General features: G+C 67.0%; 24 protein-coding genes. 14 read left to right on the forward strand and 10 right to left on the reverse strand.

Annotation, left to right across the window (positions count from 1 at the left end; all coding sequences use genetic code 11):
• Nucleotides 1-198 precede the first annotated feature (198 nt).
• Nucleotides 199-2,061, forward strand: coding sequence for a hypothetical protein (locus ACQHGV_RS07745; protein WP_440980047.1), 1,863 nt, complete (start codon nt 199-201; stop codon nt 2,059-2,061).
• 113 nt (nt 2,062-2,174) lie between these two features.
• Here the strand turns inward: ACQHGV_RS07745 and ACQHGV_RS07750 are convergent, their stop codons facing one another.
• The 3 genes from ACQHGV_RS07750 to ACQHGV_RS07760 form a co-directional block, all read right to left on the reverse strand.
• Nucleotides 2,175-2,663, reverse strand: a complete 489-nt coding sequence (locus ACQHGV_RS07750) for a hypothetical protein (protein ID WP_440980048.1) — start codon at nt 2,661-2,663, stop codon at nt 2,175-2,177.
• Between the two features lie 59 nt (nt 2,664-2,722).
• Nucleotides 2,723-3,241 carry a hypothetical protein gene (locus ACQHGV_RS07755; protein WP_440980049.1) on the reverse strand — a complete coding sequence of 173 codons (519 nt, stop codon included), beginning with the start codon at nt 3,239-3,241 and terminating at the stop codon, nt 2,723-2,725.
• A gap of 63 nt (nt 3,242-3,304) precedes the next feature.
• Nucleotides 3,305-3,613 (reverse strand): hypothetical protein, encoded by a 309-nt coding sequence (locus ACQHGV_RS07760; protein ID WP_440980050.1) that lies wholly within the window; start codon nt 3,611-3,613, stop codon nt 3,305-3,307.
• A 640-nt stretch (nt 3,614-4,253) separates the two neighbouring features.
• On the opposite strand from ACQHGV_RS07760, the gene ACQHGV_RS07765 reads away from it, so the two are divergent.
• Nucleotides 4,254-6,275, forward strand: a complete 2,022-nt coding sequence (locus tag ACQHGV_RS07765; RefSeq protein ID WP_440980051.1) for a S8 family serine peptidase — start codon at nt 4,254-4,256, stop codon at nt 6,273-6,275.
• 131 nt (nt 6,276-6,406) lie between these two features.
• Nucleotides 6,407-7,075, forward strand: a complete 669-nt coding sequence (locus ACQHGV_RS07770) for a hypothetical protein (RefSeq protein WP_440980052.1) — start codon at nt 6,407-6,409, stop codon at nt 7,073-7,075.
• 112 nt (nt 7,076-7,187) lie between these two features.
• Here ACQHGV_RS07770 and ACQHGV_RS07775 read toward each other — a convergent pair whose 3' ends face one another.
• Complete coding sequence (locus ACQHGV_RS07775; RefSeq protein ID WP_440980053.1) at nt 7,188-7,814, reverse strand: hypothetical protein; 627 nt, start codon at nt 7,812-7,814, stop codon at nt 7,188-7,190.
• Nucleotides 7,811-8,317: a hypothetical protein gene (locus ACQHGV_RS07780; RefSeq protein WP_440980054.1), complete on the reverse strand. Its 507-nt coding sequence runs from the start codon at nt 8,315-8,317 to the stop codon at nt 7,811-7,813. Before ACQHGV_RS07780 ends, ACQHGV_RS07775 begins: the two co-directional genes overlap by 4 nt.
• 522 nt (nt 8,318-8,839) lie before the next feature.
• On the opposite strand from ACQHGV_RS07780, the gene ACQHGV_RS07785 reads away from it, so the two are divergent.
• From ACQHGV_RS07785 to ACQHGV_RS07800, 4 genes are all read left to right on the forward strand, one after another.
• Nucleotides 8,840-10,180 (forward strand): hypothetical protein, encoded by a 1,341-nt coding sequence (locus ACQHGV_RS07785; protein WP_440980055.1) that lies wholly within the window; start codon nt 8,840-8,842, stop codon nt 10,178-10,180.
• Nucleotides 10,181-10,233: 53 nt separating this feature from the next.
• Nucleotides 10,234-11,235, forward strand: a complete 1,002-nt coding sequence (locus tag ACQHGV_RS07790; protein ID WP_440980056.1) for an alpha/beta fold hydrolase — start codon at nt 10,234-10,236, stop codon at nt 11,233-11,235.
• A 74-nt stretch (nt 11,236-11,309) separates the two neighbouring features.
• Nucleotides 11,310-12,065, forward strand: coding sequence for a serine hydrolase domain-containing protein (locus ACQHGV_RS07795; RefSeq protein ID WP_440980057.1), 756 nt, complete (start codon nt 11,310-11,312; stop codon nt 12,063-12,065).
• 42 nt (nt 12,066-12,107) lie between these two features.
• Nucleotides 12,108-12,284 (forward strand): hypothetical protein, encoded by a 177-nt coding sequence (locus ACQHGV_RS07800; protein WP_440980058.1) that lies wholly within the window; start codon nt 12,108-12,110, stop codon nt 12,282-12,284.
• A 13-nt stretch (nt 12,285-12,297) separates the two neighbouring features.
• Here ACQHGV_RS07800 and ACQHGV_RS07805 read toward each other — a convergent pair whose 3' ends face one another.
• Nucleotides 12,298-13,434, reverse strand: a complete 1,137-nt coding sequence (locus ACQHGV_RS07805) for a winged helix-turn-helix domain-containing protein (RefSeq protein ID WP_440980059.1) — start codon at nt 13,432-13,434, stop codon at nt 12,298-12,300.
• A gap of 88 nt (nt 13,435-13,522) precedes the next feature.
• Here ACQHGV_RS07805 and ACQHGV_RS07810 point away from each other — a divergent pair, with 88 nt between their 5' ends.
• Nucleotides 13,523-14,350: a metallophosphoesterase family protein gene (locus tag ACQHGV_RS07810; protein ID WP_440980060.1), complete on the forward strand. Its 828-nt coding sequence runs from the start codon at nt 13,523-13,525 to the stop codon at nt 14,348-14,350.
• Between the two features lie 72 nt (nt 14,351-14,422).
• Here the strand turns inward: ACQHGV_RS07810 and ACQHGV_RS07815 are convergent, their stop codons facing one another.
• Complete coding sequence (locus tag ACQHGV_RS07815; protein WP_440980061.1) at nt 14,423-15,439, reverse strand: aldo/keto reductase; 1,017 nt, start codon at nt 15,437-15,439, stop codon at nt 14,423-14,425.
• Between the two features lie 150 nt (nt 15,440-15,589).
• Here ACQHGV_RS07815 and ACQHGV_RS07820 point away from each other — a divergent pair, with 150 nt between their 5' ends.
• From ACQHGV_RS07820 to ACQHGV_RS07830, 3 genes are read left to right on the forward strand one after another with little or no spacing between them, the layout of a single operon-like run.
• Nucleotides 15,590-16,486 carry an AraC family transcriptional regulator N-terminal domain-containing protein gene (locus ACQHGV_RS07820; RefSeq protein WP_440980062.1) on the forward strand — a complete coding sequence of 299 codons (897 nt, stop codon included), beginning with the start codon at nt 15,590-15,592 and terminating at the stop codon, nt 16,484-16,486.
• 40 nt (nt 16,487-16,526) lie between these two features.
• The gene (locus ACQHGV_RS07825) at nt 16,527-17,444 is read left to right on the forward strand and encodes a bifunctional helix-turn-helix transcriptional regulator/GNAT family N-acetyltransferase (RefSeq protein ID WP_440980168.1); all 918 of its coding nucleotides are present in this window, start codon (nt 16,527-16,529) and stop codon (nt 17,442-17,444) included.
• The gene (locus ACQHGV_RS07830; protein WP_440980063.1) at nt 17,441-17,977 is read left to right on the forward strand and encodes a GNAT family N-acetyltransferase; all 537 of its coding nucleotides are present in this window, start codon (nt 17,441-17,443) and stop codon (nt 17,975-17,977) included. The genes ACQHGV_RS07825 and ACQHGV_RS07830 overlap by 4 nt, the downstream gene beginning before the upstream one ends.
• A gap of 23 nt (nt 17,978-18,000) precedes the next feature.
• On the opposite strand, the gene ACQHGV_RS07835 is transcribed toward ACQHGV_RS07830, so the two are convergent.
• Both ACQHGV_RS07835 and ACQHGV_RS07840 read right to left on the reverse strand, forming a co-directional pair.
• Nucleotides 18,001-19,164 carry an MFS transporter gene (locus ACQHGV_RS07835; protein ID WP_440980064.1) on the reverse strand — a complete coding sequence of 388 codons (1,164 nt, stop codon included), beginning with the start codon at nt 19,162-19,164 and terminating at the stop codon, nt 18,001-18,003.
• Between the two features lie 13 nt (nt 19,165-19,177).
• Nucleotides 19,178-20,212, reverse strand: coding sequence for an aldo/keto reductase (locus tag ACQHGV_RS07840; protein WP_440980065.1), 1,035 nt, complete (start codon nt 20,210-20,212; stop codon nt 19,178-19,180).
• A gap of 92 nt (nt 20,213-20,304) precedes the next feature.
• On the opposite strand from ACQHGV_RS07840, the gene ACQHGV_RS07845 reads away from it, so the two are divergent.
• Nucleotides 20,305-21,222, forward strand: coding sequence for a LysR family transcriptional regulator (locus ACQHGV_RS07845; RefSeq protein ID WP_440980066.1), 918 nt, complete (start codon nt 20,305-20,307; stop codon nt 21,220-21,222).
• On the opposite strand, the gene ACQHGV_RS07850 is transcribed toward ACQHGV_RS07845, so the two are convergent.
• A complete protein-coding gene (locus ACQHGV_RS07850) occupies nt 21,202-22,614 on the reverse strand; it encodes a PLP-dependent aminotransferase family protein (protein ID WP_440980067.1) in 1,413 nt (470 codons plus the stop codon). The genes ACQHGV_RS07845 and ACQHGV_RS07850 overlap by 21 nt on opposite strands.
• A 106-nt stretch (nt 22,615-22,720) precedes the next feature.
• On the opposite strand from ACQHGV_RS07850, the gene ACQHGV_RS07855 reads away from it, so the two are divergent.
• Both ACQHGV_RS07855 and ACQHGV_RS07860 read left to right on the forward strand, forming a co-directional pair.
• Nucleotides 22,721-23,563 carry a PhzF family phenazine biosynthesis protein gene (locus ACQHGV_RS07855; RefSeq protein ID WP_440980068.1) on the forward strand — a complete coding sequence of 281 codons (843 nt, stop codon included), beginning with the start codon at nt 22,721-22,723 and terminating at the stop codon, nt 23,561-23,563.
• Complete coding sequence (locus ACQHGV_RS07860; RefSeq protein WP_440980169.1) at nt 23,563-24,168, forward strand: DJ-1/PfpI family protein; 606 nt, start codon at nt 23,563-23,565, stop codon at nt 24,166-24,168. Before ACQHGV_RS07855 ends, ACQHGV_RS07860 begins: the two co-directional genes overlap by 1 nt.
• The last annotated feature ends 12 nt before the right edge of the window (nt 24,169-24,180 follow it).

Here is a 24,180-nt window from a genome sequence, read left to right on the forward strand (position 1 = left end):
TCGCCGAACTGGCGATCGGGAACCGTTGTACCCACGGCTGTACCCATCGCTGTACCCATTGGGGGTGACGGAATGGGATTACGGAACCTGCAACTGCGCGGCGGCAGCTATCATTGGCGGCGCAAGATCACGGTGGCGGGCACGCACGTGCCCCTGTGCTTTTCCCTTCGAACGGGAAATTATAAACATGCGCGGTGTATGGCCGATCGCCTGAACGTGGCGGTCGAGGGGGTGCGCATGGCCTATGGCCAATCGACGGGGATGAGGCCGGATCAACTGAAGAAGGTGTTCAGCGATGCGCTGCGCTGGCAGTTGCAGCGCATCCTGGAAGATCAGGCAGGCACCACCGCGCCGTCCGATGATCACGCGTCGATCAATAGCCTCTATGCCGAGGCCTGGGGCTTTCTGGGCCGTCGCGGGGTCGGCGCGCAATGGACGCTGGACGAGCATGACCGCCTGATCGCGGCCGGCTGGTCGCCGGCGCGCGCGAAGCAGGTCGCCGATCTGGTGTTCGAATTCCAGAACAACGACCCCGTCTCCAAGGCCCAGATCGACAGCTACACCACCGTGTTCGGCATCAAGCCGACGCAGGACAATGTCGCCCGTATGGGCAAGACGATCTGCGCCGCGCGGGCCGCCGCCTGCCGAGAGGCGACGGCGCTGCTGCCCGAAACCGAAGACGAGACGGCCGCATGGGTCGACGACGCGTTGGCGGACGACGCGCCATTCGCCTTCGAGCAGATCGCACCACAAGGCACGCGCCCTGCGCCTAAAGAACCGCTCTCGGATGACATCGTCACGCCGGCTCAGCCCCCGGCACCGCCGCCAAAGCCCGAGCGACCGAAACAACGCATCGTCGATGCGGCTGAGGACTGCATCGCCGCGTACAGCAAGGAGGGCGGCTGGGACAGGGATTCGATCAAGCAGGTGCGGACCGCCATCCGCCTGTTCGATCACGCTTGCGGCGGCGACGCCTTCATTGAGGATCTGGACCAATCCCATGTTCGCGCCTTCACGACCCTTTGTCGGGCATTGCCGAACCGCTGGGGTCGTACCCGCGAGGAACAGGCGGGTGGCATCGCCGCCAGCCTGGAGCGGGCGAAAGGCATGGACCACGCGCAGATCGGCATCAGTCAGGTCACCATCAACAAGCATCTGACATGGGTCGCTGCCGTCCTGGCCCATGCGGCGGGCGAAGAGGATGATCCCAAGGCGCATCGACCGGCCAAGCCGCTGTCCTTCAAGGTTGCGCGGGCCGGCCTTGGCAAATCCGATCGCAAGCAGCGCAAGCGTGACCGGGACAAGCGCGCCAATTGGACCAAGCAGGAAGTCGCCACGCTGTTGTCCGCGCCGATCTGGACCGGGTGCGTCGGTATCGGCGGACGTTTCAAACCCGGAACCGAAATCTTTCACGACGCCTGGTACTGGCTGCCGTTGATGCTCCCACTTTATGGCGGTCGCAGTTCAGAACTTGCCGGACTGGGCTTGGCCGAGGTGTTCGAACAAGACCCGATTCCCTATTTTCTGATCCAATATACCGAGGATCGCTCGCTCAAGAACATCCAGTCGATTCGACGGCTGCCGATCCATCCCGAACTGATCCGCTTGGGCTTTATCGCTTATGTCAAGGCGATGCGCGCCGCAGGATCGACCATGCTGTTTCCTGAGATGCAGTCGCCGAACTCCACGACATTCGCCGGGACGTTCTACAAGTCCGTGTTCAGGCCGTTGCGGGACTGGGCTTTCCCGGGGGGCACGTCATGGCGGCATCGCGTCGGCGGGGCATGGAAGGACAAGGACGTCCACAGCTTCCGCGGCTTGGCAACGACGACCATGAAAGGGCGCGTTCCCAGCGAAGTGCGGTGCGACATCTTCGGCCACGAGGGCGAGACGGAAACCGCAAGGACCTATGACGAGGAAGCCGAGCTTTCCCTCAAGCTTGATGCCCTGAAGTTGCTGACGCCGCTGACCGCACACATCCCAGCGACGCTCCCTATTCGGCTAAGGCCGCCCGAGCGACGGCAGCATCGTACGCGAGCCGCGAAGGTGCGGTTGAAGTGAGTGTCGGCATATCGGACGAGCCGCCATATTCGGGCAAGACCGCTATTATTTTCGAGCGGGTGTCCGAATTGGCTGGCTCGTCCGTATAGGGTGATAGACCTCGACGCGATCCGTCAGGCGGCCTTTGCCCAGAGCGTGCACTGCGCGTCGTCATACTGAACGCCCGGCCGCATGACCTGCCGGGTCAGCCACGTGCTGGCGCGTTCGATGCCCTCACTCAGATCGTCGGCGGGTTTGCCGTCGATATGCACGATCTCCCGTGGAGCGAGCCGGAAATGCCCGCGCACATGAGCCTGCGGCAGGATCAGCCCGCGGTTGCCCGACTTCGACAGCCACAGGCGGCAGCCGCTCTGGATGTGGCAGCGGCCATCGCGCGGCAAGAACATCGTGATCCCGGTCAGCGCCGGGTTCGGTCCCGTGCGATATTCGAGGTGCAGGACGTCGGCGTCGGTCTCGACCGCGTGACGGCCCATCTTGATCTGGTCCTCGATCTCGAGCGGATCGCCGCCGGTGATGGCGACGCCGGGCTTGAGCTTGCGGGTACCGAGCAGCAGCTTCACGACGGCGCGGGTGACGGCGGCTTCGAAGGGCGAGGTGTTCATCTGGATATCTCCTTGTTTCATCCCCCATCTCCGGGGGCACATTCTCGTGTTCGCTGATCTCAACCCTGCTCCGTCCGCCGGCAGGCGCGGACGATCTCGGCGGCGGCGCGTTCGAGCCCGGCCACCCGCTCCCACCCGCTGTTCCAGGGAGCGGGCATCGACACCTCCAACCCGTGCCGGGTGATGCCGACGAAGAGGTCCGGACGCGCCGGCACGAGGTGCAGGCCGCCATCGGCATCGCGGTAAAAGCTCAAATCCGGCACCAGGATCGGTCCGGTGACCGAGTGCAGCGCGACATCGGCCCGCACCGGTTCAAGAATTTCGGGGTGGAAACCATGCCTTATCAGCACCACGTCGCGCTTGCGGGTCGCTGCACAGCGCATCACCGCGTCGTCATAGAGACGCTCGGCGACCGGGGTCGCCACGACGATGAGGTTGTTCTCGAGCGACTCCACGCCCCCCGGCAGGCCAGTGTTGCCCGCGTAGGGGTACGGCTCGTCGGGAGCGAGTGCGGTCAGAACATAGTTGAGGAGCGCGACCGAGGTCGTCGGCAGCGTGTCATGGAGAGTCGAATGCATGGGGGTACCTGCGCAACAGCGTGATCCCCGGACCGGCTGGTCCGGATCAGGCCCCTTCGATTTTCATCTCTCGTCAGGGCTTCGCTCGGCCCCGGCCGATCTTCCCCTCTTCACGCGGCAGCGATCGCGGCCATCGCGAAAGATGGCGTTGCCGATGACGGCATAGCCCCAGCTATCGAGCGTGCGGGCGCTGTCCGAGATGGTGCCGGAGCGATGGATCACGGCAGCCGGGCAATAGACTTCGGCCATGACCGGCACCCAGCCGGCGATGGTGCCGGCGGGCTGGCGCTGCCACCATTGCCCGGCAACCAGGGCGGTGAGCAGCAGGATGGCGCTCACGCGGAAAACCAACGGAAAGCGGCGTCGCTTCATTTTCTTTCCTCCAGCAGATTGTCGCTGCTGGAGAGGGTAAGTATCTCGAAATACCTTGGATTGTGCAGTCAGAAGCGGCCCAGCTTGCCGCATGTTGCAGCAACCCGAACGTCATTCCTGCACGGCAGGACTTGGTTCGTTAACGTGTCCGGCCTACACCAGCCACGTTCGTCAGCAGGCGGACCGAGGCGTGAGAACCTTGCTGTTAGTAGCCGTGCACCCGGCCCGAACCAGTTTCGGCCGGGAGGCGCACGCGGATGTCCAGGGCGCTTTCGGGCGCCTAAAGGCGTGCGCGCTCGTCTAACAGCGGGTTCTCAACTTCCGGCTTTCGGGTCGGCATCGCCTCGTCATCAGGGGCGATGCCGTCGGCTGGGGAAGCCAAGCATCGCCTGACACGGGGGTGCGTATGGTTGCGGGACTTGGCCGCCAGTGGCGGAAAGCATTTCAAACATCATCGGTGATTTCAGCAGCCATGCTGCTTGCGGCCTGTGGCGGCGGAGGTGGTGGAGGCGTTAATTCGTCCGGATCGATCCCGACGCCTGCACCCACGCCGACACCCAGCCCAACACCGTCGCCGTCTCCCACGCCAACCCCGCCGCCCAGCGCTGCCGATAGCGCCGAGTATAAGGCTTCCGGCGCCGTGGTCGGCGCCAAGACCGCCTATGCCTATGACAAGGGCATCACCGGCAAGGGCGTGACCATCGCGGTCATCGACACTGGCATCGCCACCAGCAGCGCCAAGTTCGCCGCCCGCATCTCGCCAGACAGCAAGGCGTTCGAGAATAAGATCGCGCGTTGCGCCACCTGCGCGCCGGAGACGGTGACCTTCCCGCTCGACGATGTGCAGGGTCATGGTACCGAGGTCGCCTCGGTCGCGCTGGCCGCCAGAAATGGCTCAGGCGTGCAAGGCGTCGCCTATGACGCCACACTACTCGCGCTGAAGGTCGTAGCCCCCGATCTCGAGGGCGTCACCGCGACATCGGTCATCAGGGAAGGCAACGGCGCAAACGCCGCCAGCATCGCCCCCGCCATCACCTATGCCGTTGAGAAAGGGGCGTTCGTCATCTCGATGAGCCTGAATGGCGAACATGGCGGCCAGATCGCCGCCGACGAACGTGCCGCCATGGACGGCGTCGTCAAAGCCGACCGGCTGCTCGTGCAGTCCGTCTCCAACTTCGTCGACGACAAGAGCGCTGCGCCTGGCACGATCTCCCGCAACCTCGTCGGTAGCAATTTGGAAAATAAGAACAACTTCCTGTTCGGCATCCGGGTCGACAGTGCGTTGCGACCGCCCAGCGGCAATGGCCTGCCCGGCGATCTTGCCGACCGCACGCTGGCGGTGGTCGCGACGGACGTCAGCGTCGTCGGCAAGGACGGTCAACTGACCACCGTCACCGGCAACAGCTTTGCCGCCCCCGCGATCGCCGGGGCGGCCGCGCTGCTCAAGCAATACTGGCCGCAACTCGGCGGCAAGGCGATCTCGCGCATCCTGCTCGATACCGCGACCGACCTCGGCGACAAGGGTGCCGACCAGATATTCGGCGTTGGCTTGCTCAACGTCGAGGCCGCGATGAAGGCGCAGGCGCCCACCAGCGCTTTTGCCGCCGCCGACATGGTGCTGGCGCGCTATTCCTCACTCAGCCTCTCCGGCCCATACGGTGGCGGTGCCCGACTAGCCGATACCGTCACCCGGATGACGGTGTTCGACCGCTATGGCCGCGACTTCGCCATGACCGGCACCACCGGACCACGGGTTCGGAGTTCGGGATTGCTGGCGGGTGCGCTGCTGGGGACGATCGATCCGCCGTGGCTGGCCACCACGGCCAACGACGCAAAACTGGGGTTCACCTCCGCCACCACCGGTCCATGGGCCGCGACGCGGTCCAACCGCCCGGCCACCTTCGCCTTCTCGCCTGCTGCAGGCCATATGGTGAGCTTCAGCGCCAATGCCGCGATCCGGCAAGGCGCGGGCATCGCCGGTTCTGCCCTGCGCGGTGTCGTCGCTGGACCGGTCGGCACGTCATCGTCGTGGAGCGGCGGCGGCTGGTCGGCGGGCTTTGCTTCCGGCGCGTCACGCGACGGCCGCTCTGCTTTGCGCAGCGTCACTTTCGCATCGCCGATCGGCCTCGGTGTCGAGCTATCGGACCTGACCGAACGCGGACAGGTACTGGGACTACGCGGACCCGCTGGCTTTGCCCTATCCGGCAGCCGGACGACGCTGGCCACCCTGACCGCCAGCCGAACCGTTGCCGGCGTCCTGCTGTCGGCACGGGCCACGGCCGCCACCACCCAGGTCGCTGGCGGATCGGACCTGTTGCGCTTCACCGGCCCGATGACCGGCACCGCCTTCGCGCTCGACGCGGCGTATCGTCTTGGCGGCGGTACCGTCACGCTCGGACTATCATCACCGCTTCGGCTCGAGCGCGCCCGCGCGGTGGTCGAAGCGCCCGTCGCCTATGACCTGATGACCGGCGTGCTCGCCACCCGCCTCACCACCGTCGACCTGACACCGACCGCGCGCGAGATGGACGTCGAGCTCGGCTGGTCGGCTGCGCTGTCACCCAGCTCGTCACTGCGGCTCGGCGTCGCCCACGCCTTCGACGCCGGCCACGTCGCTGGCGCGCAGGACACCGCAGGCTTTGTCGCGCTGGTGCTGCGATGAGGCTTGCCGTCCGGGCGCGCTCGCCACCGGCAAGCCCAGTTCACCCGTAGCGACACACCCCACGACGGACGTGCCACGCCGGGATGCATCTCGGCGAACAAACCCGCTCGTCCGGAAGACAAGGAAGCAATATGATGACGAAGATCACCGCCACCGCCGCACTGGCGCTGCTCACCGCCTGTGGATCGGCCTCGGTTGCCGAGCAGGAGGCCGCCGGACAGACGAAGACCGCGGCCGCACCGCTGACGATCGCTGGCATCCGTATCGGCATGGCCGCGCCCGAGGTGCAGGCGACGCTTGCCCGTACCGGATGGAAGGTCGAGACGTCGGCGGGCGAGGATTGGGCCGCGACCGTCGACCATGAGGCCAAGCGGCAGCGGGGCGTCTTTCCGATCGAGGAGCCGAAGAACGGCATTGCGGCGCTGAATGCGACGAAGGGCGACGAGAGCCTGATCGTGGAGTTCCAGCCGATGCCGACTGCTGACGTCGTCAAGTTCGTCAAATACGTCGCGCCTGCGGCCGGACGGACGCCCGAGCAGATCGCCGCTGAAATGGCGAAGCGCTATGGCAAGCCGGGTTTCTCGCAAATCGTCGGATCCACATACGAGGCGAGCTGGTGCACGGGCGGCGACCGGTGCCGTCAAATCTGGGGCAATCCGCACCAGGGGCTTGCGGCCAAACTCGACGTCTACGGCAAACTGAACGTCTCCCTCTCGCAAGACGTGGTAGCGGAGCGGGCACGGCAGAATGCGGTCAGCCGTGCGGTCGGTGGAGGCACGGCAGCGAAATCGTCATTCTGACGAGCCGTAGCCGCCGACGATCAACTCGATGGACGGGACGCTGGGTCGTCCCGTCCATCGCCATGCATCGATGCGGCACGCTGCATGAAGCGACACCGCAATGCCACGCTGTTCATTGCCCCAGCGTCAGCGCCCAGCGTGCGAAGAAATCCGCCCAATCCTCTGCCCACATGGCATGCTCGCTTTCGGCAAGATCGGGATGCGTCGGCCCCCAACCCGACGCCCGGTGGGTGCGACCAAGCACGATGGCATGGGCGTGCGGGGCTTCCTCCGCCAGCTGATCGCACGGTGCGTGAGCGACGACGAGACTGGTCAAGCGGCGTTCCCGGCCGAACCGCAATGCCGCGTAGGATAGCACCGCTCCGAACCCGTCATGCACGGGCACATCGGAAACGAACGGGAAGGTGAAGACGGCGCCCAGAAGCTTCTGATGCGGCCGGACCGCCGCGTCATAGTCGCCAAACAGCCGCCCGATAGATGTGACGTCCTGCACGCCGGGCGCAGGGATGAGCCGGTAATCGCGGGCCGTCACCGGCCAGCCGCACGCCGTTCTCACCCCATCGTCGACCGGTTTGACCGGGTTGAGCTTGGCGAAGGCGATCTGGCTCATCGAATTGTCCAGCCCGCTACGACGCGGCCGAACGAGACCAAAGCCGATCGCGCGGCCAGCCTCACCACGGACGTCGAAAAGCCGGTCGGCGACCGCACCCGGTGCCAGCCACTCGGGGAGCGCGATCACTTCGTCCCTCCCGCGAAGATGCCGGACAGAAGCGCGCGACCATCCGCCAGTCCCGCACGCCGGTCCACCTCGCTATCCCATGGCGCGCATTCGCAACCGCGAAGCCCCACCGGCAGCAGAGCGAAGGACGTTCTGCCCGGCTCCGGGGGCACGAAATGAGATGGCGCCCCGGCACCGAGGAAGAGGCTCAACCCGGATGTGTAAACCGGATCGTTGCCGGCGAGCATGACCGCGAAGGTAATGCCGTCAACGTCACCACGCGATGCGAGTGCGATCAGCACATCGGTGTCATATGCTCGGGCGAGTTCCTCGACGTCTCGGCGGGCGGGCGGTACGATCGCCGGGACGATCAGCAACTGCGCCGTCGGCGCGTGAAGATAGTGCCGCAGCCGCGTGGCGGGTATTGAACCCGCAACCGGATCGACAGGAAAGCGCAGCCCGGCGAGACGCGCAGGGATCAGGGCGGCGGCGATCGCGACCGCCTCCAGTGTCTTGATGTGCATGGTCGACTTATATCCATGGGTGGCCGCGGGCTGTACGCGGCGATCCTCCCTGGTCATTTCACCTCTCGGCTCAGCCGATCCGTTCTCCCGATCTTTCATCATCGACCTCGCCGCCATGCAGCGCTTGGGTGGTCTTGGCGGAGCATGCCCCCGGCTATGCGACCGGTCCCGCCTTCCGGAGGCACCGTCATCGCGGTGCCGGCGGACCTGGAGGCGACGCCTCCACCAGGAGCGCTTCGCGCTCCCGGCGCGCACGCGCCGACGCAGCTAAAATGACACAAACATGAAATGCGGCATTTTAGCGGTATTGCGCCGCAGTTTCTGTGCGGCCCCGCATGGGGCCGCTCTGCCTTCTTCTGTGAGGGCGCCCACTTCTTTCTGTGAGCTTTCCTCCGCTTCTTTGTGAGGCTGTGCACGCCGTCCTTACGGCGGCGTTTACCGCGTGTGAGGGTCTGCAAGGCTATGCCTGCATGGTGTCGCGAGCGGCGAGCGTCGGCCGTCCGCATCGATGGAGCGTCGAGGATGGATCTGAATGCCCTGCTGACCCCGGCCGAACTGGAAGTGTATCGGCGTCACATGGCGGGCGGGCAGTACGGCGACGGCAGTCCCGAACAGGAGAAGGCCGCCGCCGCGAGCATCACCAGAATGCTGGAGCTTCTGGTGACGAAGGCGGGGCGCAACGCCGTTGGAGCCCTGGGCCCCGGACGAGGCTCGATCCTATCGGAGCTGATCGCGGTACTGCTCGGCCCAGCCCCCGATCCGCACGCCTGGATCGAGGCCATCGCCCGTGGCAGCTTCGACCTCACCGGGTACAAGGCCTATGGCAAGCGGCCGAAGACGATCGACGGTAAGCAGCCCGCGATCGGATCGCCAGGTAATTTCCTGCCCCGTCTGCTTGAGCGATACCAGAAGGCGGCGGGCCATCGTCCGCCGAACGCACGAGAAATTGCCGATCTGCGGACCGCGCTGGGTATCCTGATCGCGACGTCGCTACTCAAAGAACTGCACAACGTCACCAATGAACGGGCCGCACTCGGCAGTGCTTGGCCGCTCGTCAGCGCCGTCTCCGGGCGACAGCATGCGGAACTCCGTCGGTTCATCGCTGGCTATGGAGACGATCCGTCGTTTCGACATCAGCTCGCCGCTGACATCCAGCGTTCGGTGATCGACTGGGCGAAGCGCCATCCGGGCAAGGTCCTGACGAAGAACACGCAGGTCAACAGCCAGGCACCGCAGACCGACATCGAGCAGCATTTTGCCCGTGAGGCGGAATCCGAGGAGCGACGCAAAAATGCGCTGATCGCGTTCGGCAAAATCCTGTTGTCCGGCGACAGCGAAAACGACGATCCAACGATTGATGCCGTGCTCGGCACTCTCCGTGACGAACCGGCTTACGCCTGGCTGCGCGACATGCCGGGGCACCCGGTGGCAGCAGATTACCCCGGTGGCGAGTCACCCATGCCAACCGAGCTGCTGCGGCGATTCATGCCGGTCGCCGCTGGCCCCAGCACGACCGAGCAGGTTCTGGGACGCGCTGCCATGGCGCCCATCGCGATCATGTCGCCACGCCCCCTACGGCTGACGGAAAGCGAAATGATCAACAAGCGGCTCGATGATCTGGCGCGGTCCATTCACAGTCACGTCGAGACAAAGGGCCTGCCGCCGATGGAAACCCCCATCGAGCATCTGGCGATGTTCGAGGCGAGCGTCTGTTACTGGTCGCTCAATCCGGACTGGGAGACCCGCCAGCCTTGGGAGGCTATCGGCTTCAATCTCCATGCGCCATCCCCGGAGGATGAAGACGCGGCCTACCGATTGTGGGACATGGTCACCAGCCGTGCGGAGACAAAGCGAACCATCTGACGACGTCGTCGCGGCGCCAGGGATATTGGCGCCGCGGCTGGTGTTACCCTTTGATGCTTCGTCCCTTTCTCGCTGCCGCCGCCTGTTCGGCCCTGCTTTCAACCGTTGCCTCAGCGCAAACCGCGCCGCTCGGTGCCAATCTGGAGCGGTTCGACTATCCTGCCCCCGTGCACTGGTTCGAGGCGACGTCACAGGGCCATCCGGTTCGCATGGCCTTTCTCGACTGGCCAGCGACCACCACGCCCAACGGCACGACGGTCGTCCTGCTCCACGGTAAGAACTTTTGCGCCGCGACCTGGGGCGACACCGCACGCGGACTGGTGACCGCAGGCTACCGCGTCATCGCGCCGGACCAGATCGGCTTTTGCAAATCGTCGAAGCCGAGTGGCTATCAGTACAGTTTCCACACTATGGCCGCGCTGACTGCCGCGCTGCTCGACCGGGCCGGGGCCGGCAAGGTCGTGCTGGTCGGTCATTCGACCGGGGGCATCCTCGCCACCCGCCTCGCGCTCCTGTACCCTGAGCGGGTCGCGAAGCTGGTGCTGGTCAACCCGCTCGGCCTCAACGACACGCTGAGCGAGGGCGTGCCCTATGCCGATCTCGGCAAGCTGCGCGCCGAAGAGGCGAAGACGGATGCGACGTCGATCAAGGCCTATCAGCTCCGAAACTATTATCATGGGGTCTGGCGTTCGGCCTATGATCGCTGGGTCGCCATGCTGGCCGGGCAGTATGCCAGCCCCGATGGCGACACGGTGCGCGATGCACAGGCCCGCCTGTCCGACATGATCCAGACCCAGCCGGTCGCCGCCGAACTGCCGCGCCTAGCGATCCCGACCACGCTCATCATCGGCCAGCGCGACTTGACGGCCTTTCGGGCCAACAGTGCGCCGGAGGATCGACGTGCGCGCATCCGCACCGTGCCGCAGGCCGCCGAGGAGGCGGTGAAGCGCATCCCCGGCGGCCGCCTGATCCGCCTGGACGGTCTCGGCCATTCGCCGCAGGTCGAAGCGCCCGCCGCGTTCCTGCAATCGCTTCGCTCTGCGATGACGCCGTGAAGCGATATGTCTGCGCGCTGGTGCTCCTCCTCGCCAGCGGTTGCGATGCTGCACCTGCGCCACGGCAAGCCGCCATGTCCCGCCCGGTCGAGACGCGCGGTTTGGACGGCACCATCCTGGCCGACACCGTTGCCCAAGCCAGCCGTCTTCCCCGGCTCCGCTCGCTGCTGGTCCTCCGCGACGGGCAGGTGCTGGCCGAGCAGCGCTTCAAGGGCGGGCCGCCGCTCGACCAGCCGGTCAATATCAAGTCCGCGTCCAAGTCGGTCCTGTCCGCACTGGTCGGCATTGCGATCGCGCGGGGCGTGCTGACCGGCGTCGACCAGCCCGTGCTGTCGGTCCTTCGCAGCGATGCGCCGCCCGATCCCGACCCGCGTCTTGCCCGCCTGACCGTCGAGGACCTGCTGACGATGCGCGCCGGACTGGAGCGGACGTCGGGTGAGAATTACGGGCGCTGGGTGTCCAGCCGGAACTGGGTCCGCTTCGCCCTCGCGCGCCCGTTCGTCGATGAGCCGGGCGGCGCGATGCTTTATTCCACCGGCAACACGCATCTGATGTCGGCGATGCTGACCCGCGCTTCGGGACGCGACACCCACACGCTGATGCGCGACTGGCTGGCGGAGCCGCTCGGCATCACCATCCCGCCATGGTCGCGCGATCCGCAGGGCATCTTTTTCGGCGGCAACGACATGATGATGTCGCCGCGCAGCCTGGCGCGGTTCGGCGAACTCTATCGCCTGGGTGGGGTGATCGACGGGCGGCGGATCGTCCCCGCCCGCTGGATCGAAGAAAGCTGGACCCCGCGCACTGTATCGCCGTGGAGCGGTGGGTAATATGGCTATGGCTGGTTCGTTGGCACCAGTCGCGGCCATCCGTTGCGCTTCGCCTGGGGCTATGGCGGGCAGATGCTGTTCATCGTGCCGGACCTCAAGCTGACCGTCGTCATGACCTCCGATTCCAGCGGCGCGCGCGACAATGGCCATATCGCCGCACTCCACGCGCTGCTCGACGACGGCATCGTGGTCGCTGCTGAGCGGGGTGGAGCAACGTGACGGGCGAAGACGCTCAACCGCGATGCACGACCGCGCCGATGCGGACGGCGTCCAAACCGAGCCAAGCCGCCATCCGGTCCAACTCGACCTGAAGCCGGGGCAGCGTCTCGGCGGGCGCTTCCGGTTCCAGCGTAATGCGGTGCGCGAGCAGCAGCCCGGCTTGCCGATCCGCCTTGAGATCGACCCGGCCGACCAGCGCCTCGTCCATTAGGAAGGGCAGCACGTAATAGCCATGCGTGCGCCGATCCTGCGGAACGTAGATCTCGATGCGATAGTGGAAGCCGAACAGGCGTTCGGCGCGGGTCCGCTCCCAGATCAACGGATCGAACGGCGCGAGCAAGGCAGCGCTACGCACCCGGCGCGGCATGGTCGCGTCGCGATGCATCCATGCCTTCTGGTTCCAGCCCTCGACCCGCACCGGCACGAGCACGCCATCCTCCGCCAGATCGGCGATGGCGTGATCGGCTTCGACGGGTTTCAACCGGAAATAGTCGCGCAGATCGCTGGCGGTGGCGACGCCCAAGGCACGGGCGCTGCGTTCGATCAGCGCACGTTGCGCCGCCTCGACCGACGGCGTGGGCAGAGCCAGCACGGCTGGCGGGATAACCCGCTCGGTCAGGTCGTACAGGCGCGCAAAGCTGCCCCGCCGGGTCGCGGTGGTGATCTGCCCGGACCAGAACAGCCATTCGAGCGCGTGCTTGACGTGGCTCCATTCCCACCAGCCGCTGCGGCTGGACCCGTTCTCGAAGTCGGCGGCTGCCAGGGGTCCTTCGGCGGTGATCCGTTCGAGCACGGCGTCAGCCTCGGCCCGGCGTTCGACCGCGAACCGGCGCAGCGCCTGATAGCCGATCTCGCCTCGCTCCGCCCGCGCCATGCGCCAGCGGAGCAATGGATGGAGGTCGAGCGGCAGCAACGACGCCTCGTGCGCCCAATATTCGAACATGCGCCGCTGCCGTTTCGGCCCCCACGCATCCCCCTCCAGCAAGGCACGGTCATAGCTGCCGAGACGTGAGAATGCGGGCAGATAGTGCGCCCGCGTCAGCACGTTGACGCTATCGATCTGGAACAGGTTGAGCCGCTCGGCGGCGCTGCGCAGGTGGCGAACGGACGGGCTGTCGGGACGCGCGCGACCCAAGCCCTGGGCTGCCAAGACGATCCGACGGGCTTCGCGGAGGGAAACGCTCATAGTGGGGAGAAGGACTGTAATTGGGCGGCCGTCAATCCAGCGGGCCGGCAGCGTGTGGGTCGCTGCCCTGCATGGCGTTTTGAAGAAGCGTCTGCCAAGTTCCGCCCGGACGCCGCATGTGTCCGCCGAGGAGGAAGCATTGAAGATCGGGGTTATTGCCGACGCCCACGGGAATCTGGCCGCGCTGGAGGCCGTCCGCGACGCAATGACTGCCGCCGCGCCCGACATGGTGGTCAATCTGGGCGACCTCGTGTCCGGCCCGTTCGATCCTGGAGCAAGCGCGGAATTTCAGATGCGTTCCGATTATCTGACCATCGCTGGAAACCACGAGCGGCAGTTACAGGACGGCAGCGACGGCGCCTTCGACGTTCTGGCGCGGCCGCTCCTCAGCCGAGAGCATTGGGCATGGATCGAGGGTCTGCCCGCGACGCTCAGCCTTTGCGACGGCGACGTCTTCGCCTGCCATGGCAGCCCGGCGGGCGGGGATTTGGAATATCTGCTCGAGGACGTGACCTCCGGTCGCGCCACGCTGGATGCCGACATCGCCATCCGGCCGCGCCTGAAGGGGATCGGGTCGGCCAGTCTGGTACTGTGCGGGCATACGCATACGCCGCGGATGGTGACGGTCGATGGCGTGCTGATCGTCAATCCCGGCAGCGTCGGGATGCCGTGCTACCGGGATCGGGGCGCGACCCCGCACGTCATGGAGGCGGGCAGCCCGCTCGCGCGCTATGCCATCGTCGAGCGTCGTAACGCCGGATGGGCCGCTCAACTGCACGGCGTGCCCTATGACTATGAGATCGCCGCCCGCCAGGCGGAAGGCTTCGGCTTTCCGGCCTTTGCCCATGCCGCCCGGACGGGCCGTATCCTGCCTGGGTGATCCGCTGCCCCTCTGGACGGACGTTCGGAGCGGCGGGACGGTCATGGAATCATCCCGCCGAACCTGCGACCGTCAGGCGCGATAGCCGCCTTGGCGCTCCAGCATCCAGCCGGGATATTCCGTAGGCAGCTTGGTCACCGCATCGAGCGCGGCGAGATCGTCCGCGTCGAGCGAAACCTCGGTCGCGGCGATATTGTCGGTAAGCTGATCGACCCGCTTGGCCCCGACGATCACGCTCGTCACCACCGGCTGGTGGAGCAGCCAGGCGAGCGCGACCTGAGCGACGGTGCAGCCCTTCGTCTCGGCGATGCGGCGCATCTCGGGGATCACCACCGAGCCGCGCGTCCGGTCGACCGGCGGAAAGTCGAAATTCGCGCGCCGCCCGTCCGCCGCCTGGCCCTCGCCGTCATATTTGCCCGACAGATACCCGCCCGCGAGCGGACTCCATACCATCAGCCCGATCTTCTCGGACCGCAGCATCGGCACGATCTCACGCTCCAGGTCGCGGCCGACCAGCGTGTAATAGGCTTGGAGCGACAGGATCGGCGCGAGCCGCCGCGCCTCGGTGATGCCGACCGCCTTCATCACCTGCCACGCCGCCCAGTTGGACAGGCCAAGATAGCTGACGTGACCATGACGGACGAGCGTGTCGAGCGCCTCCAGCGTCTCTTCGATCGGCGTCGCGGGATCGAAGCCATGGATCTGGTAGAGGTCGATATGGTCGAGCCCGAGCCGCTGGAGGCTCTGTTTGCACTGGCTGAGGATGTGGCCGCGCGAGGCGCCGCGCGCATTGGGACCATCGCCCATCGGCCCCAGCACCTTGGTCGCGATGACGACATCGTCGCGGGCGACGCCGAGGTTCTTGAGCGACTGGCCGAGGATCCGCTCGCTCTCACCGCCGGCATAGACATTGGCGGTGTCGATGAAGTTGATGCCGGCATCGAGCGCGGTCCGGACCAGCGCGTCCGCCTCGTCCTGGCGAAGCTGGCCGATCTGGCCCCAGATGCCCTCGCTGCCGCCGAAGGTCATGGTGCCGAGGCAGAGTTCGGACACGAACAGACCGCTATGGCCGAGTTGGCGCATACGCATTGGATGATACTCCTGTTGGAATGGATGAGCCCGAGATACGCCGCAAACGCTCGGCGCTGCGACGCCGATCCGATCAAAGTCCTGCCCGATCCTATCAAAGTGACGCGGCCGCCGGTGCATTCAGTGCTCGGCGAAGCTAAGGTGTCTGCCATGACGACACTGACCGACCTTGCCCGACTGATCGAGCGCCATTGGTTCGTCCATGGTCGTGAAACGCCGATCCCGGGCCTGCTCATCACCCGCGCGGAGGAGCCGACCGGCATCATCCGCACGGTCTATCGGCCGTCCTTCTGCCTCGTCGTGCAGGGCGCGAAGATGTCGATGCTGGGGCCGACGCCCTATCATTATGCCGAGGGCGAATGCCTGCTCGCCTCGGTCGACCTGCCGGTCACGTCACGCATCGTGCGGGCGAGTGCCGACGCGCCCTATCTGGCACTATCGCTTGCGATCGAACCGGTGACCGTTGCCGAATTGGTGGCGGAGCAGGCGAGCGTGCCGGGGCCGGCTGCCGCCTTCAACGCGCTGGCGACAAGCGACCATGACCCGGCGCTGCGCGATCCTCTCAGGCGGCTGCTCGACCTGCTCGATCATCCGGCCGACCAGGCGGTGCTCGCTCCGCTGATCCGGCGCGAGATCGTCTGGAGGCTGCTCGGCGGCGCGCTGGGACCGGCGCTGCGCCAGATGGGTCTGGTCGACACCCATGCCGCGCGCATCGGCCGTGCGACGGCGTTCATCCGTGACCATTATGCCGAGACGTTGCGCGTGGCCGACCTCGCCACGCTGGCAGGCATGAGCGTCCCCGGCTTCCACCGCCACTTCAAGGCAGTGACGACGATGACGCCGGTGCAGTTCCAGAAGCAAGTGCGTTTGCAGGAAGCACGCCGCCGCCTGGTCGCCGCCGAGGAGGTCGCGCGGGTCGGCTTCGCGATCGGTTACGAAAGCCTGTCGCAGTTCAGCCGTGACTATCGCCGCCTGTTCGGGGCACCGCCGGGACGGGATGCGGCAGCGATGCGCGCGCAACTGGTGCCGGAGCCTGCTCTGCCCTGATAGTTGACTCCGTCAAGTAAATTGATCCAGCATGGCGGACATGGAAGATGCAGACATTACCGCCATCCGCCGGTTCAACCGCTTCTACACCCAGACGATCGGCGCGCTCGATGCGCGGTTCCTCGGCACCGAGGCGAGCCTGCCGGAAGCCCGCTTGCTGTTCGAGATCGCGACGCGCGAGCCCGTCACCGCTAGAGTGTTGCAGGACGCGCTCGGCATGGACGCGGGCTATCTCAGCCGCCTGGTCGCACGCTTCGAAAAGCGCGGCTGGATCGTGCGGGTGCGCCGTGACGACGACGCCCGCGCCCGCGACTTGCGGTTGACCGAGGCGGGACGTGAGGCTTTCGCGCTTCTCGACCATCGCCAGAGCCATGCCGTCGGTGATCTGCTCGCAACCGTGGACGGACAAGCGCGGCATGATCTGGTCGAAGCCCTGACGCGCGCCCGGCTGCTGCTGGATCCCGCATCGGATGGTCCGTTCGTCATCCGGCCCTTCCGTACCGGTGAGCCCGCGCTGATCGCGGCGCGCCAGTCGCTCCTCTATGCCGAAAGCCATGGCTGGGGTCGTGAGCTGGAGGTGATCGAGAGCGAGGTGACCGCGGCGTTCTTGCGCGACTTCAATCCTGAGCGTGAGCAATGCTGGGTCGCCGAGATCGACGGGGTCATGGCAGGCGCGGTGTTCGTCACCGACGAAGGCAACGCCATCGCCCGGCTGCGCCTCCTCCATGTCGAGCCCTTCGCCCGCCGCCGGGGTATCGGCGATGCGCTGGTCGGCGCTTGCGTCACCTTCGCCCGAGAAACGGGCTATCACGCGTTGACGCTGTGGACCCACACCGTGCTGGAGTCTGCGCGTCGCCTCTATGCCGCACACGGTTTCGCGTGTGTCGAAACGGCGATGCATGACCGGTTCGGCGTTCCACTCCAGGGTGAGACCTGGCGGCTGGAGTTGGCGGCGTGAGCGGCGGCCTGACGATCCGCCTCGCGACCGAAGCCGACCTCGGGGCGCTGCGCGACCTGATGACGTTGTCGATCAATCGCGGCCAGGCGGCGGTGCTGACCCCGACGCAGATCGTCGCCAGCGGGGCGGTGATGGGGCTCGACACGCAATTGGTGCGCGACGGCACGTACTTCGTCCTCGAGGACCATGGCGTGCCGGTCGGCTGCGGCGGATGGAGTCGGCGCGCGACGCTCTATGGCGGCGACCATAGCACCGACCTGCGGGACCCGGCGCTGCTCGATCCGGCGAAAGATGCCGCCCGCATCCGGGCCATGTACACCCACCCGGATCATGTCCGGCGCGGAGTTGGGCGGATGATCCTCGACCGCTGCGAGCAGGCGGCGCGGGCGGAGGATTTCGCCGCCGTCGAACTGATGGGCACGGCCGGCGGCGTGCCGCTCTACGCGGCCTGCGGTTACGAGCCGATTGAGCGCGTCGATACCCATGTCGATGGTGTCGTCGTGCCGCTGACCCGGATGCGGAAGCGGCTGTGACTCGAGGGTAACGTCCCCGCCCGTCAGGTCGGGCAGGCTTTGGCGCTCGGCTGACGCCGGAGCGCCAGCAGCATCACGAGCGCGGCTGCCGCCATCGCCGCACCGGCGAGCGACACGACCGGAAGTCCAAGCCCGGCACCGATCACGCCCCCGCCCAGCGCCGCGCCAAAGGCATTGCCGAGGTTGAACGCGCCGATATTCATCGCGGAGGCGAGGTTCGGCGCGTCGGAGGCCGCATCCATCACCCGCATCTGCAAGGGCGGGACGATCGCGAAGCTGGCGATGCCCCAGATCAGGATCGCGACGGCGGCGGGCCATGGCCATTGCATCACCCCCGCAAACACGACGAGCACCGTGGCGAGCACCGCGAAGCTGCCGATCAAGGTCCGCTCGATCGACCGATCGGCCAGCCGCCCGCCCAGCGTGTTCCCGATCGTCAGCCCTATGCCGTAGAGCATCAGCATCGCCGTCACGAACCCGGTCGATGCGTGCGTCTCATCCCGCAGGATTGGGACGATATAGGTGAAGACGGTGAACATGGCGCTCGCCCCCACCACGGTCAGCGCTAGTGCCGCCAGCACCGGCTTGCGCGTCAGCACCCGCAGTTCGGCGCGCATGTCGCCGCCCTCGGCCGCGGGCAGCGGTGGCAGCGCGAGGCGTAGCGCCACCATCGCGATCGCGCCAACGCCGGCGATCCCGGCAAAGGCGGTGCGCCAGCCGATCGCCTCGCTGACCCAGGTCGCCGCTGGCACGCCGCCGATCGTGGCGACGGTCAGCCCGGTGAACATCGCCGCCACCGCGCCCGCGCGCTTGTCCGGCGGCACGAGGCTGGCGGCGACCACCGACCCCACGCCGAAGAACGCGCCATGGTTGAACGAGGTGACGACGCGCGCCGCCATCAGCATCCAGTATCCGCCCGCCGCGGCAGACAGCGCGTTGCCAAGCGTGAAGATGCCCATCAACGCGATCAGCAATGTCCGCCGGTCGATCCGCCCGGTGGTGAGCGTCATCAGCGGTGCGCCGATCAGCACGCCCATCGCATAGGCGCTGACCAGCAGCCCGGCGGCGGGGATCGACACGTGCAGGTCGGCCGCGATCACCGGCAACATGCCCATCGGCGCAAACTCGGTCACGCCGATGCCGAAGGCGCCGACCGCCAGCGCGAGCAATCCGAGGTTGAACTTCATGATCGTGGCTCCCTCAAACCATCGGCGGCGCAAGGCGGGCGAAACCCTCCTGCTGCCGGTATGGGGTGTGTGGATAGGGCGGCAGCACGTCGCTCGCGGCGTCGAGCGCCGCCACTTGCTCGGGCGACAACGCCCAGCCGACCGCACCGAGATTGTCGCGCAGCTGCGCCTCGTCGCGCGCGCCGATGATGACCGACGATACCGTCGGACGTCGCAGCAGCCAGTTGATCGCGACCTGAGGCACGGTCTTGCCCACCTCGGCCGCCACCGCCTCCAGCGCGTCGACGACGCGGTAGAGATGCTCGTCCTCGACCGGCGGCGCGAACTGCGCGGTTTCGTGCAACCGGCTCCCCGCCGGGATCGGCCGTCCGCGCCCGATCTTGCCGGTCAGCCGGCCCCAGCCGAGCGGGCTCCACACCAGCGAGCCAACCCCCTGATCCGCCGCCAGCGGCATCAGATCCCATTCGTACGCACGGCCGATTAGCGAGTAATAGACTTGATGCGCGACGAGGCGCGGCCAGCCATGGCGATCGGCCAGCGCTTGCGCCTTCATGATCTGCCAGCCGGGATAGTTGGAGACGCCCGCATAGCGGACCTTGCCGTCGGCGATCAGCCGGTCGAGCGTACCCATCACCTCCTCGGTCGGCGTTGACGCATCGAAGGCGTGAAGCTGGAGCAGGTCGATCCGGTCGGTGCCGAGCCGCCGGAGCGCCGCCTCGACCGCACCGATCAGCCGCGCCCGCGACGCGCCCCAGTCCTGCGGACCGTCACCCATCGGCAGGCCGGTCTTGGTCGATATCAGAACGGCATCGCGGCGACCCTTGATCGCTTCGCCCAGCACCTGTTCCGACGCGCCATCCGAATAGACGTCGGCGGTATCGAACAGCGTCACCCCCGCGTCGAGGCAGATATCGACCAGCCGCCGCGCCTCGGCGGCGTCGCTTGTGCCCCACGCGCTGAACAGCGGTCCCTTGCCGCCGAAGGTCCCCGCGCCGAACGACAGCGCCGGAACGCGCAGGCCGGACGATCCCAATTGGCGATATTCCATGACACCTCCTTTGCGAATGTCATTCGTCAGGCGCATAGATGGACGGTGAAGCAGTGCGGCGGAACTACCCGCCGGTGCAAAGGATCTATGCCTTGGACGCAAAGGTGATAGGCAATGACGATCGCGCCCGGTCACTCGCCCTGTTCGCGAGCGTGGTGGAGCAAGGCAGCTTCTCCGCCGCCGGCCGCACGCTCGGGCTGACGCCCTCGGCGGTGGCGCGCGCGATCGACCGGATCGAGGCGCGACTGGGCGTCCGGCTGCTGCTCCGCTCCACCCGCGCGCTGACGCTCACCGCCGAGGGGCAAGCCTATCTGCTCGCCGCCCGCCGCATCCTCGCCGATCTCGACGATGTCGAGCAGCAGATCGCCGACCAGGGCGCACCACGCGGACGGCTGCGGATCAGTGCGGCGCTGGCGCATGGCCGGTTGTGCGTCGTGCCGCTGCTCGGCGACTTCGCCCGCGCCTATCCGCATATCCTGATCGACGTGGCGCTGACCGACACGCTGGTCGATGTGGCCGGCGGGCAGGCCGATGTCGCCGTCCGGTTCGGCCCGCTCGCGGACAGCGGGCTCACCGCGCGCAAATTGTCCGAAGGCGGGCGGGTGATTGTCGCCTCACCGGACTATCTCGCCCGGGCCGGCACGCCCAAGGTTCCGGAGGACCTGCACGCCCACAACTGCCTCAACTTCAACTTCCGCCGCGCCGAGCCGACCTGGCCGTTCCGCCGCGACGGCCGGGACTTCGCGCTGTCCGTCGAGGGCGGGATCGTCGCCAACAATGGTGAGACGCTGGGTCATCTCGCCGCTGCCGGGGTCGGCGTCACCCGGGTCGGCCGCTTCAGCGTCGCGGCTGAGATCGCGGACGGGCGGCTCGTGCCATTGCTGGAGGACTATAATCCGGGCGACGTCGAGCTGATCCACGCGGTCTTCGTCGGCGGCTCAACCACGCCAGCACGGGTGCGGGTGTTCGTCGACTTCCTGGTCGAGCGCCTAGCCAGCCGGTTCGAGTAGCGGGTGCGACACGGCCTTTTCCAGGAAAGCGTACAGCCGATCGTCGTCGCTCATGGCGACGTTGAAGCGCATGTGATCCCGCCAGCCTCCGTTGGGACTGAACACCGGCCCCGGTGCGAGCACGATACCTTGCGTGATCGCTCGCCGGGCAAGCTCAACGGCATCGACGCCGTCCGGCAGTCGCGCCCAGAGGAAGATGCCCGCCGCCGGATCGGTCCACGGCTCGATCCCGATGGCCCGCAGGCGTTTCGCCACCCGCGCCGTGGCCCGGGCCAGCCGGGTCCGGACACCGTCGACATGACGCCGATAGCTGCCATCGGTCAGCACCGCGTGCAGCAGGTTGGCGGCGAGCGGACTGCCCGCCATCGACGTCGCGATGCGTAGGTCGGCCAACCCTTCGATCCAGTCGGGTCGGGCCGCGATATGGCCACAGCGCACCGCCGCCGACAGCGACTTGGAGAAGCTGCCGATGCGGATCGTCCGGTCGAGCCCGTCGAAGGCGGCCAATCGTGGCGACGGCGTGTGCTCGAAGTCGGCGAAGATATCGTCCTCGACGACGACCATGTCATGGGCCTCAGCGATCTTGAGCAGCCGGTGCGCGGTAGTGGCCGCGAGCGACGCGCCGGTCGGGTTATGGACGCCTGAGTTGGTCAGGTAGAAGCGCGGCCGACGCGTCGCGGCGGCCTCGGCGAAGGCGGCGACGTCTGGACCGATCGGCGTCATCGGTACGCCCACCACCGTTGCCCGGTGCGCCCGCAGAAGCGCTAGAAAGTTGAAATAGCACGGGTCGTCGACCAGCACGGTATCGCCCGGCTGAAGCAGGAAGCGGCACACCAGATCGAGCGCATGGGTGCCGCTGTCGGTCAGCAGGATCTGTTCGGGGCCGGCTTCGATGCCTTGATCCGCCATCCGCCTCGCCAACAATGCCCTGAGCGGTGGCGAACCCAAGGGGGAGGCATAGCCCGCCAGGGTGCCGTTCTCGTCGGATCGCGCCGCCCCACGCATCGCCTTGCGAAGGGCATCGCCCGCCATCCAGTCGTCGGGCAACCAGCCGCATCCCGGCATCAATTCATGGCGCCGCTCACCCAGCGACTGGCGCAGCATCCAGAGCGGATCGACCTCGCGCTCCTTCGTACTGGCCAGCCGATCCAGCGTCAGCGGGGCCAAGGGCGCCGCGACATAGAACCCTGATCCCGGTCGCGAGCGAATGACGCCCTCGGCCGCGAGGCGATCATAGGCCTCGACCACCGTCGAGCGCGCGACGCCGCTCGTCTCGGCCATGGCGCGGATCGACGGCAGCCGTGCGCCCGGCGTCAGCGCGCGGGCATCGATCCGGTCGCGGATCGCACGGACCACCATGCCGGTGCGGGTTTCGTCGGGCGCGCTCGCCATCGTACTGCCAATCTCACCAATACAGTTCGGCACGATCGTACCGATGTGTATCTGTCGGCGCCAGTCGTCGCGCGATAGGACGAGCCAACATCAACAGGAGATGACCGTGACCCGCCCCTTTCGCCTCGTCGACGTATTCGGCACCGATCCGCTGACCGGCAATCCCTTGGCCGTCATCGCCGATGCCGATCGCCTGACGACGGACGAGATGCAGGCGATCGCAAGCTGGCTGAACTTTTCGGAGACGACCTTCCTGCTGCCGCCGACCGATCCATCGGCCGACTATCGCGTCCGCATCTTCACCATGGCGCACGAACTGCCGTTCGCCGGGCACCCGACCTTGGGCAGCGCCCATGCGTGGGCGGAAGCGGGCGGGCAGCCGAAGCAGGACGGCGTGATCATGCAGGAATGCGGTGTCGGGCTGGTGACGATCCGGCGCGATGGCGACCAGCTTGCTTTTGCCGCCCCGCCATTGCTGCGCGGCGGCACGCCAACCGAGGCGGAGATCACCCAGGTCGCCGATCTGCTGCGGATCGACCGTGCGGCAATCGTCGATGCCGCCTGGGCGGACAATGGCCCCGGCTGGATCGCGGTCATGCTGGAGTCGGCGGAGGCGGTGCTGGCGGTCGAACCGGCGCGGTACCACCCCGAGCATATCGACATCGGCATCGTCGGGCCGCACGCGCCCGGCAGCGAGGTCGCGTTCGAACTGCGCGCGCTCTTCACCGACGCGCATGGCGGGCTGATCGAGGACCCGGTGACCGGCAGCCTCAACGCATCCGTCGGCCAGTGGCTGTTCGCCAGCGGTCGGGCCAGCGGCAGCTATCTCGCCGCCCAGGGTACGCGCCTCGGGCGGAGCGGGCGTATCCATGTCTCGCAGGACGAGGCTGGCCAAGTGTGGGTCGCGGGCGCGACGCGGACGCTATTCTCCGGACGGGCGCAAGGGTGATGCAGGTCGCGGTCCTGACCTTCGACGGCTTCAACGAACTGGATTCGTTCGTCGCCGCCGCGATCATCAACCGGCTGCGCCCGCATGGCTGGGCTGCGCATATTACCGCCCTGACCGAAACGGTGACGTCGTTGAACGGCGTCACCGTCCATCGCCAACGGCCGCTCGCATTCCTCGAGGAAGCGGATGCGGTGCTGATCGGCAGCGGTGTCCGCACGCGGCAGATTGCCACCGATCCGGCGATGCTCGCCCGGCTTCGCCTCGATCCAACGCGGCAGTTGATCGCGGCGCAATGCTCGGGGACGCTGCTGCTGGCCAAACTCGGCCTGATTGGCGATCTGCCCGCCTGCACCGACCTCACCACCAAGCCATGGGTGATGGAGGCCGGTGTCTCGGTCATCGACGCACCGTTCGCTGCTCATGGCAACGTCGCGACGGCGGGCGGTTGTCTTGCCGCGCCCTATCTTGCCGCATGGCTGATCGCGCGCGGAGGCGAGCCCGAACTGGCCCGCGAGGCACTTCGTTACGTCGCACCGGTCGGCGAGAAGGGGCGCTTCGTCGACCATGCCATGGCGATCGTCGCGGGCAAGCTGGCATTCGCCTGACCCGCCCGCACG

This window comes from Sphingomonas pseudosanguinis, assembly GCF_052056765.1.
GTDB classification, from domain to species: Bacteria; Pseudomonadota; Alphaproteobacteria; order Sphingomonadales; family Sphingomonadaceae; genus Sphingomonas; species Sphingomonas pseudosanguinis.

Coding starts and splice junctions, on each gene's coding strand:
- ACQHGV_RS07745 (WP_440980047.1), top strand. CDS start 199: ATGGCCGATCGCCTGAACGTGGCGGTCGAGGGGGTGCGCATGGCCTAT.
- ACQHGV_RS07770 (WP_440980052.1), top strand. CDS start 6,407: ATGATGACGAAGATCACCGCCACCGCCGCACTGGCGCTGCTCACCGCC.
- ACQHGV_RS07820 (WP_440980062.1), top strand. CDS start 15,590: ATGACGACACTGACCGACCTTGCCCGACTGATCGAGCGCCATTGGTTC.
- ACQHGV_RS07760 (WP_440980050.1), bottom strand. CDS start 3,613: ATGAAGCGACGCCGCTTTCCGTTGGTTTTCCGCGTGAGCGCCATCCTG.
- ACQHGV_RS07815 (WP_440980061.1), bottom strand. CDS start 15,439: ATGCGTATGCGCCAACTCGGCCATAGCGGTCTGTTCGTGTCCGAACTC.
- ACQHGV_RS07795 (WP_440980057.1), top strand. CDS start 11,310: ATGTCCCGCCCGGTCGAGACGCGCGGTTTGGACGGCACCATCCTGGCC.
- ACQHGV_RS07755 (WP_440980049.1), bottom strand. CDS start 3,241: ATGCATTCGACTCTCCATGACACGCTGCCGACGACCTCGGTCGCGCTC.
- ACQHGV_RS07860 (WP_440980169.1), top strand. CDS start 23,563: ATGCAGGTCGCGGTCCTGACCTTCGACGGCTTCAACGAACTGGATTCG.
- ACQHGV_RS07840 (WP_440980065.1), bottom strand. CDS start 20,212: ATGGAATATCGCCAATTGGGATCGTCCGGCCTGCGCGTTCCGGCGCTG.
- ACQHGV_RS07790 (WP_440980056.1), top strand. CDS start 10,234: ATGCTTCGTCCCTTTCTCGCTGCCGCCGCCTGTTCGGCCCTGCTTTCA.
- ACQHGV_RS07780 (WP_440980054.1), bottom strand. CDS start 8,317: ATGCACATCAAGACACTGGAGGCGGTCGCGATCGCCGCCGCCCTGATC.
- ACQHGV_RS07750 (WP_440980048.1), bottom strand. CDS start 2,663: ATGAACACCTCGCCCTTCGAAGCCGCCGTCACCCGCGCCGTCGTGAAG.
- ACQHGV_RS07850 (WP_440980067.1), bottom strand. CDS start 22,614: ATGGCGAGCGCGCCCGACGAAACCCGCACCGGCATGGTGGTCCGTGCG.
- ACQHGV_RS07835 (WP_440980064.1), bottom strand. CDS start 19,164: ATGAAGTTCAACCTCGGATTGCTCGCGCTGGCGGTCGGCGCCTTCGGC.
- ACQHGV_RS07825 (WP_440980168.1), top strand. CDS start 16,527: ATGGAAGATGCAGACATTACCGCCATCCGCCGGTTCAACCGCTTCTAC.
- ACQHGV_RS07785 (WP_440980055.1), top strand. CDS start 8,840: ATGGATCTGAATGCCCTGCTGACCCCGGCCGAACTGGAAGTGTATCGG.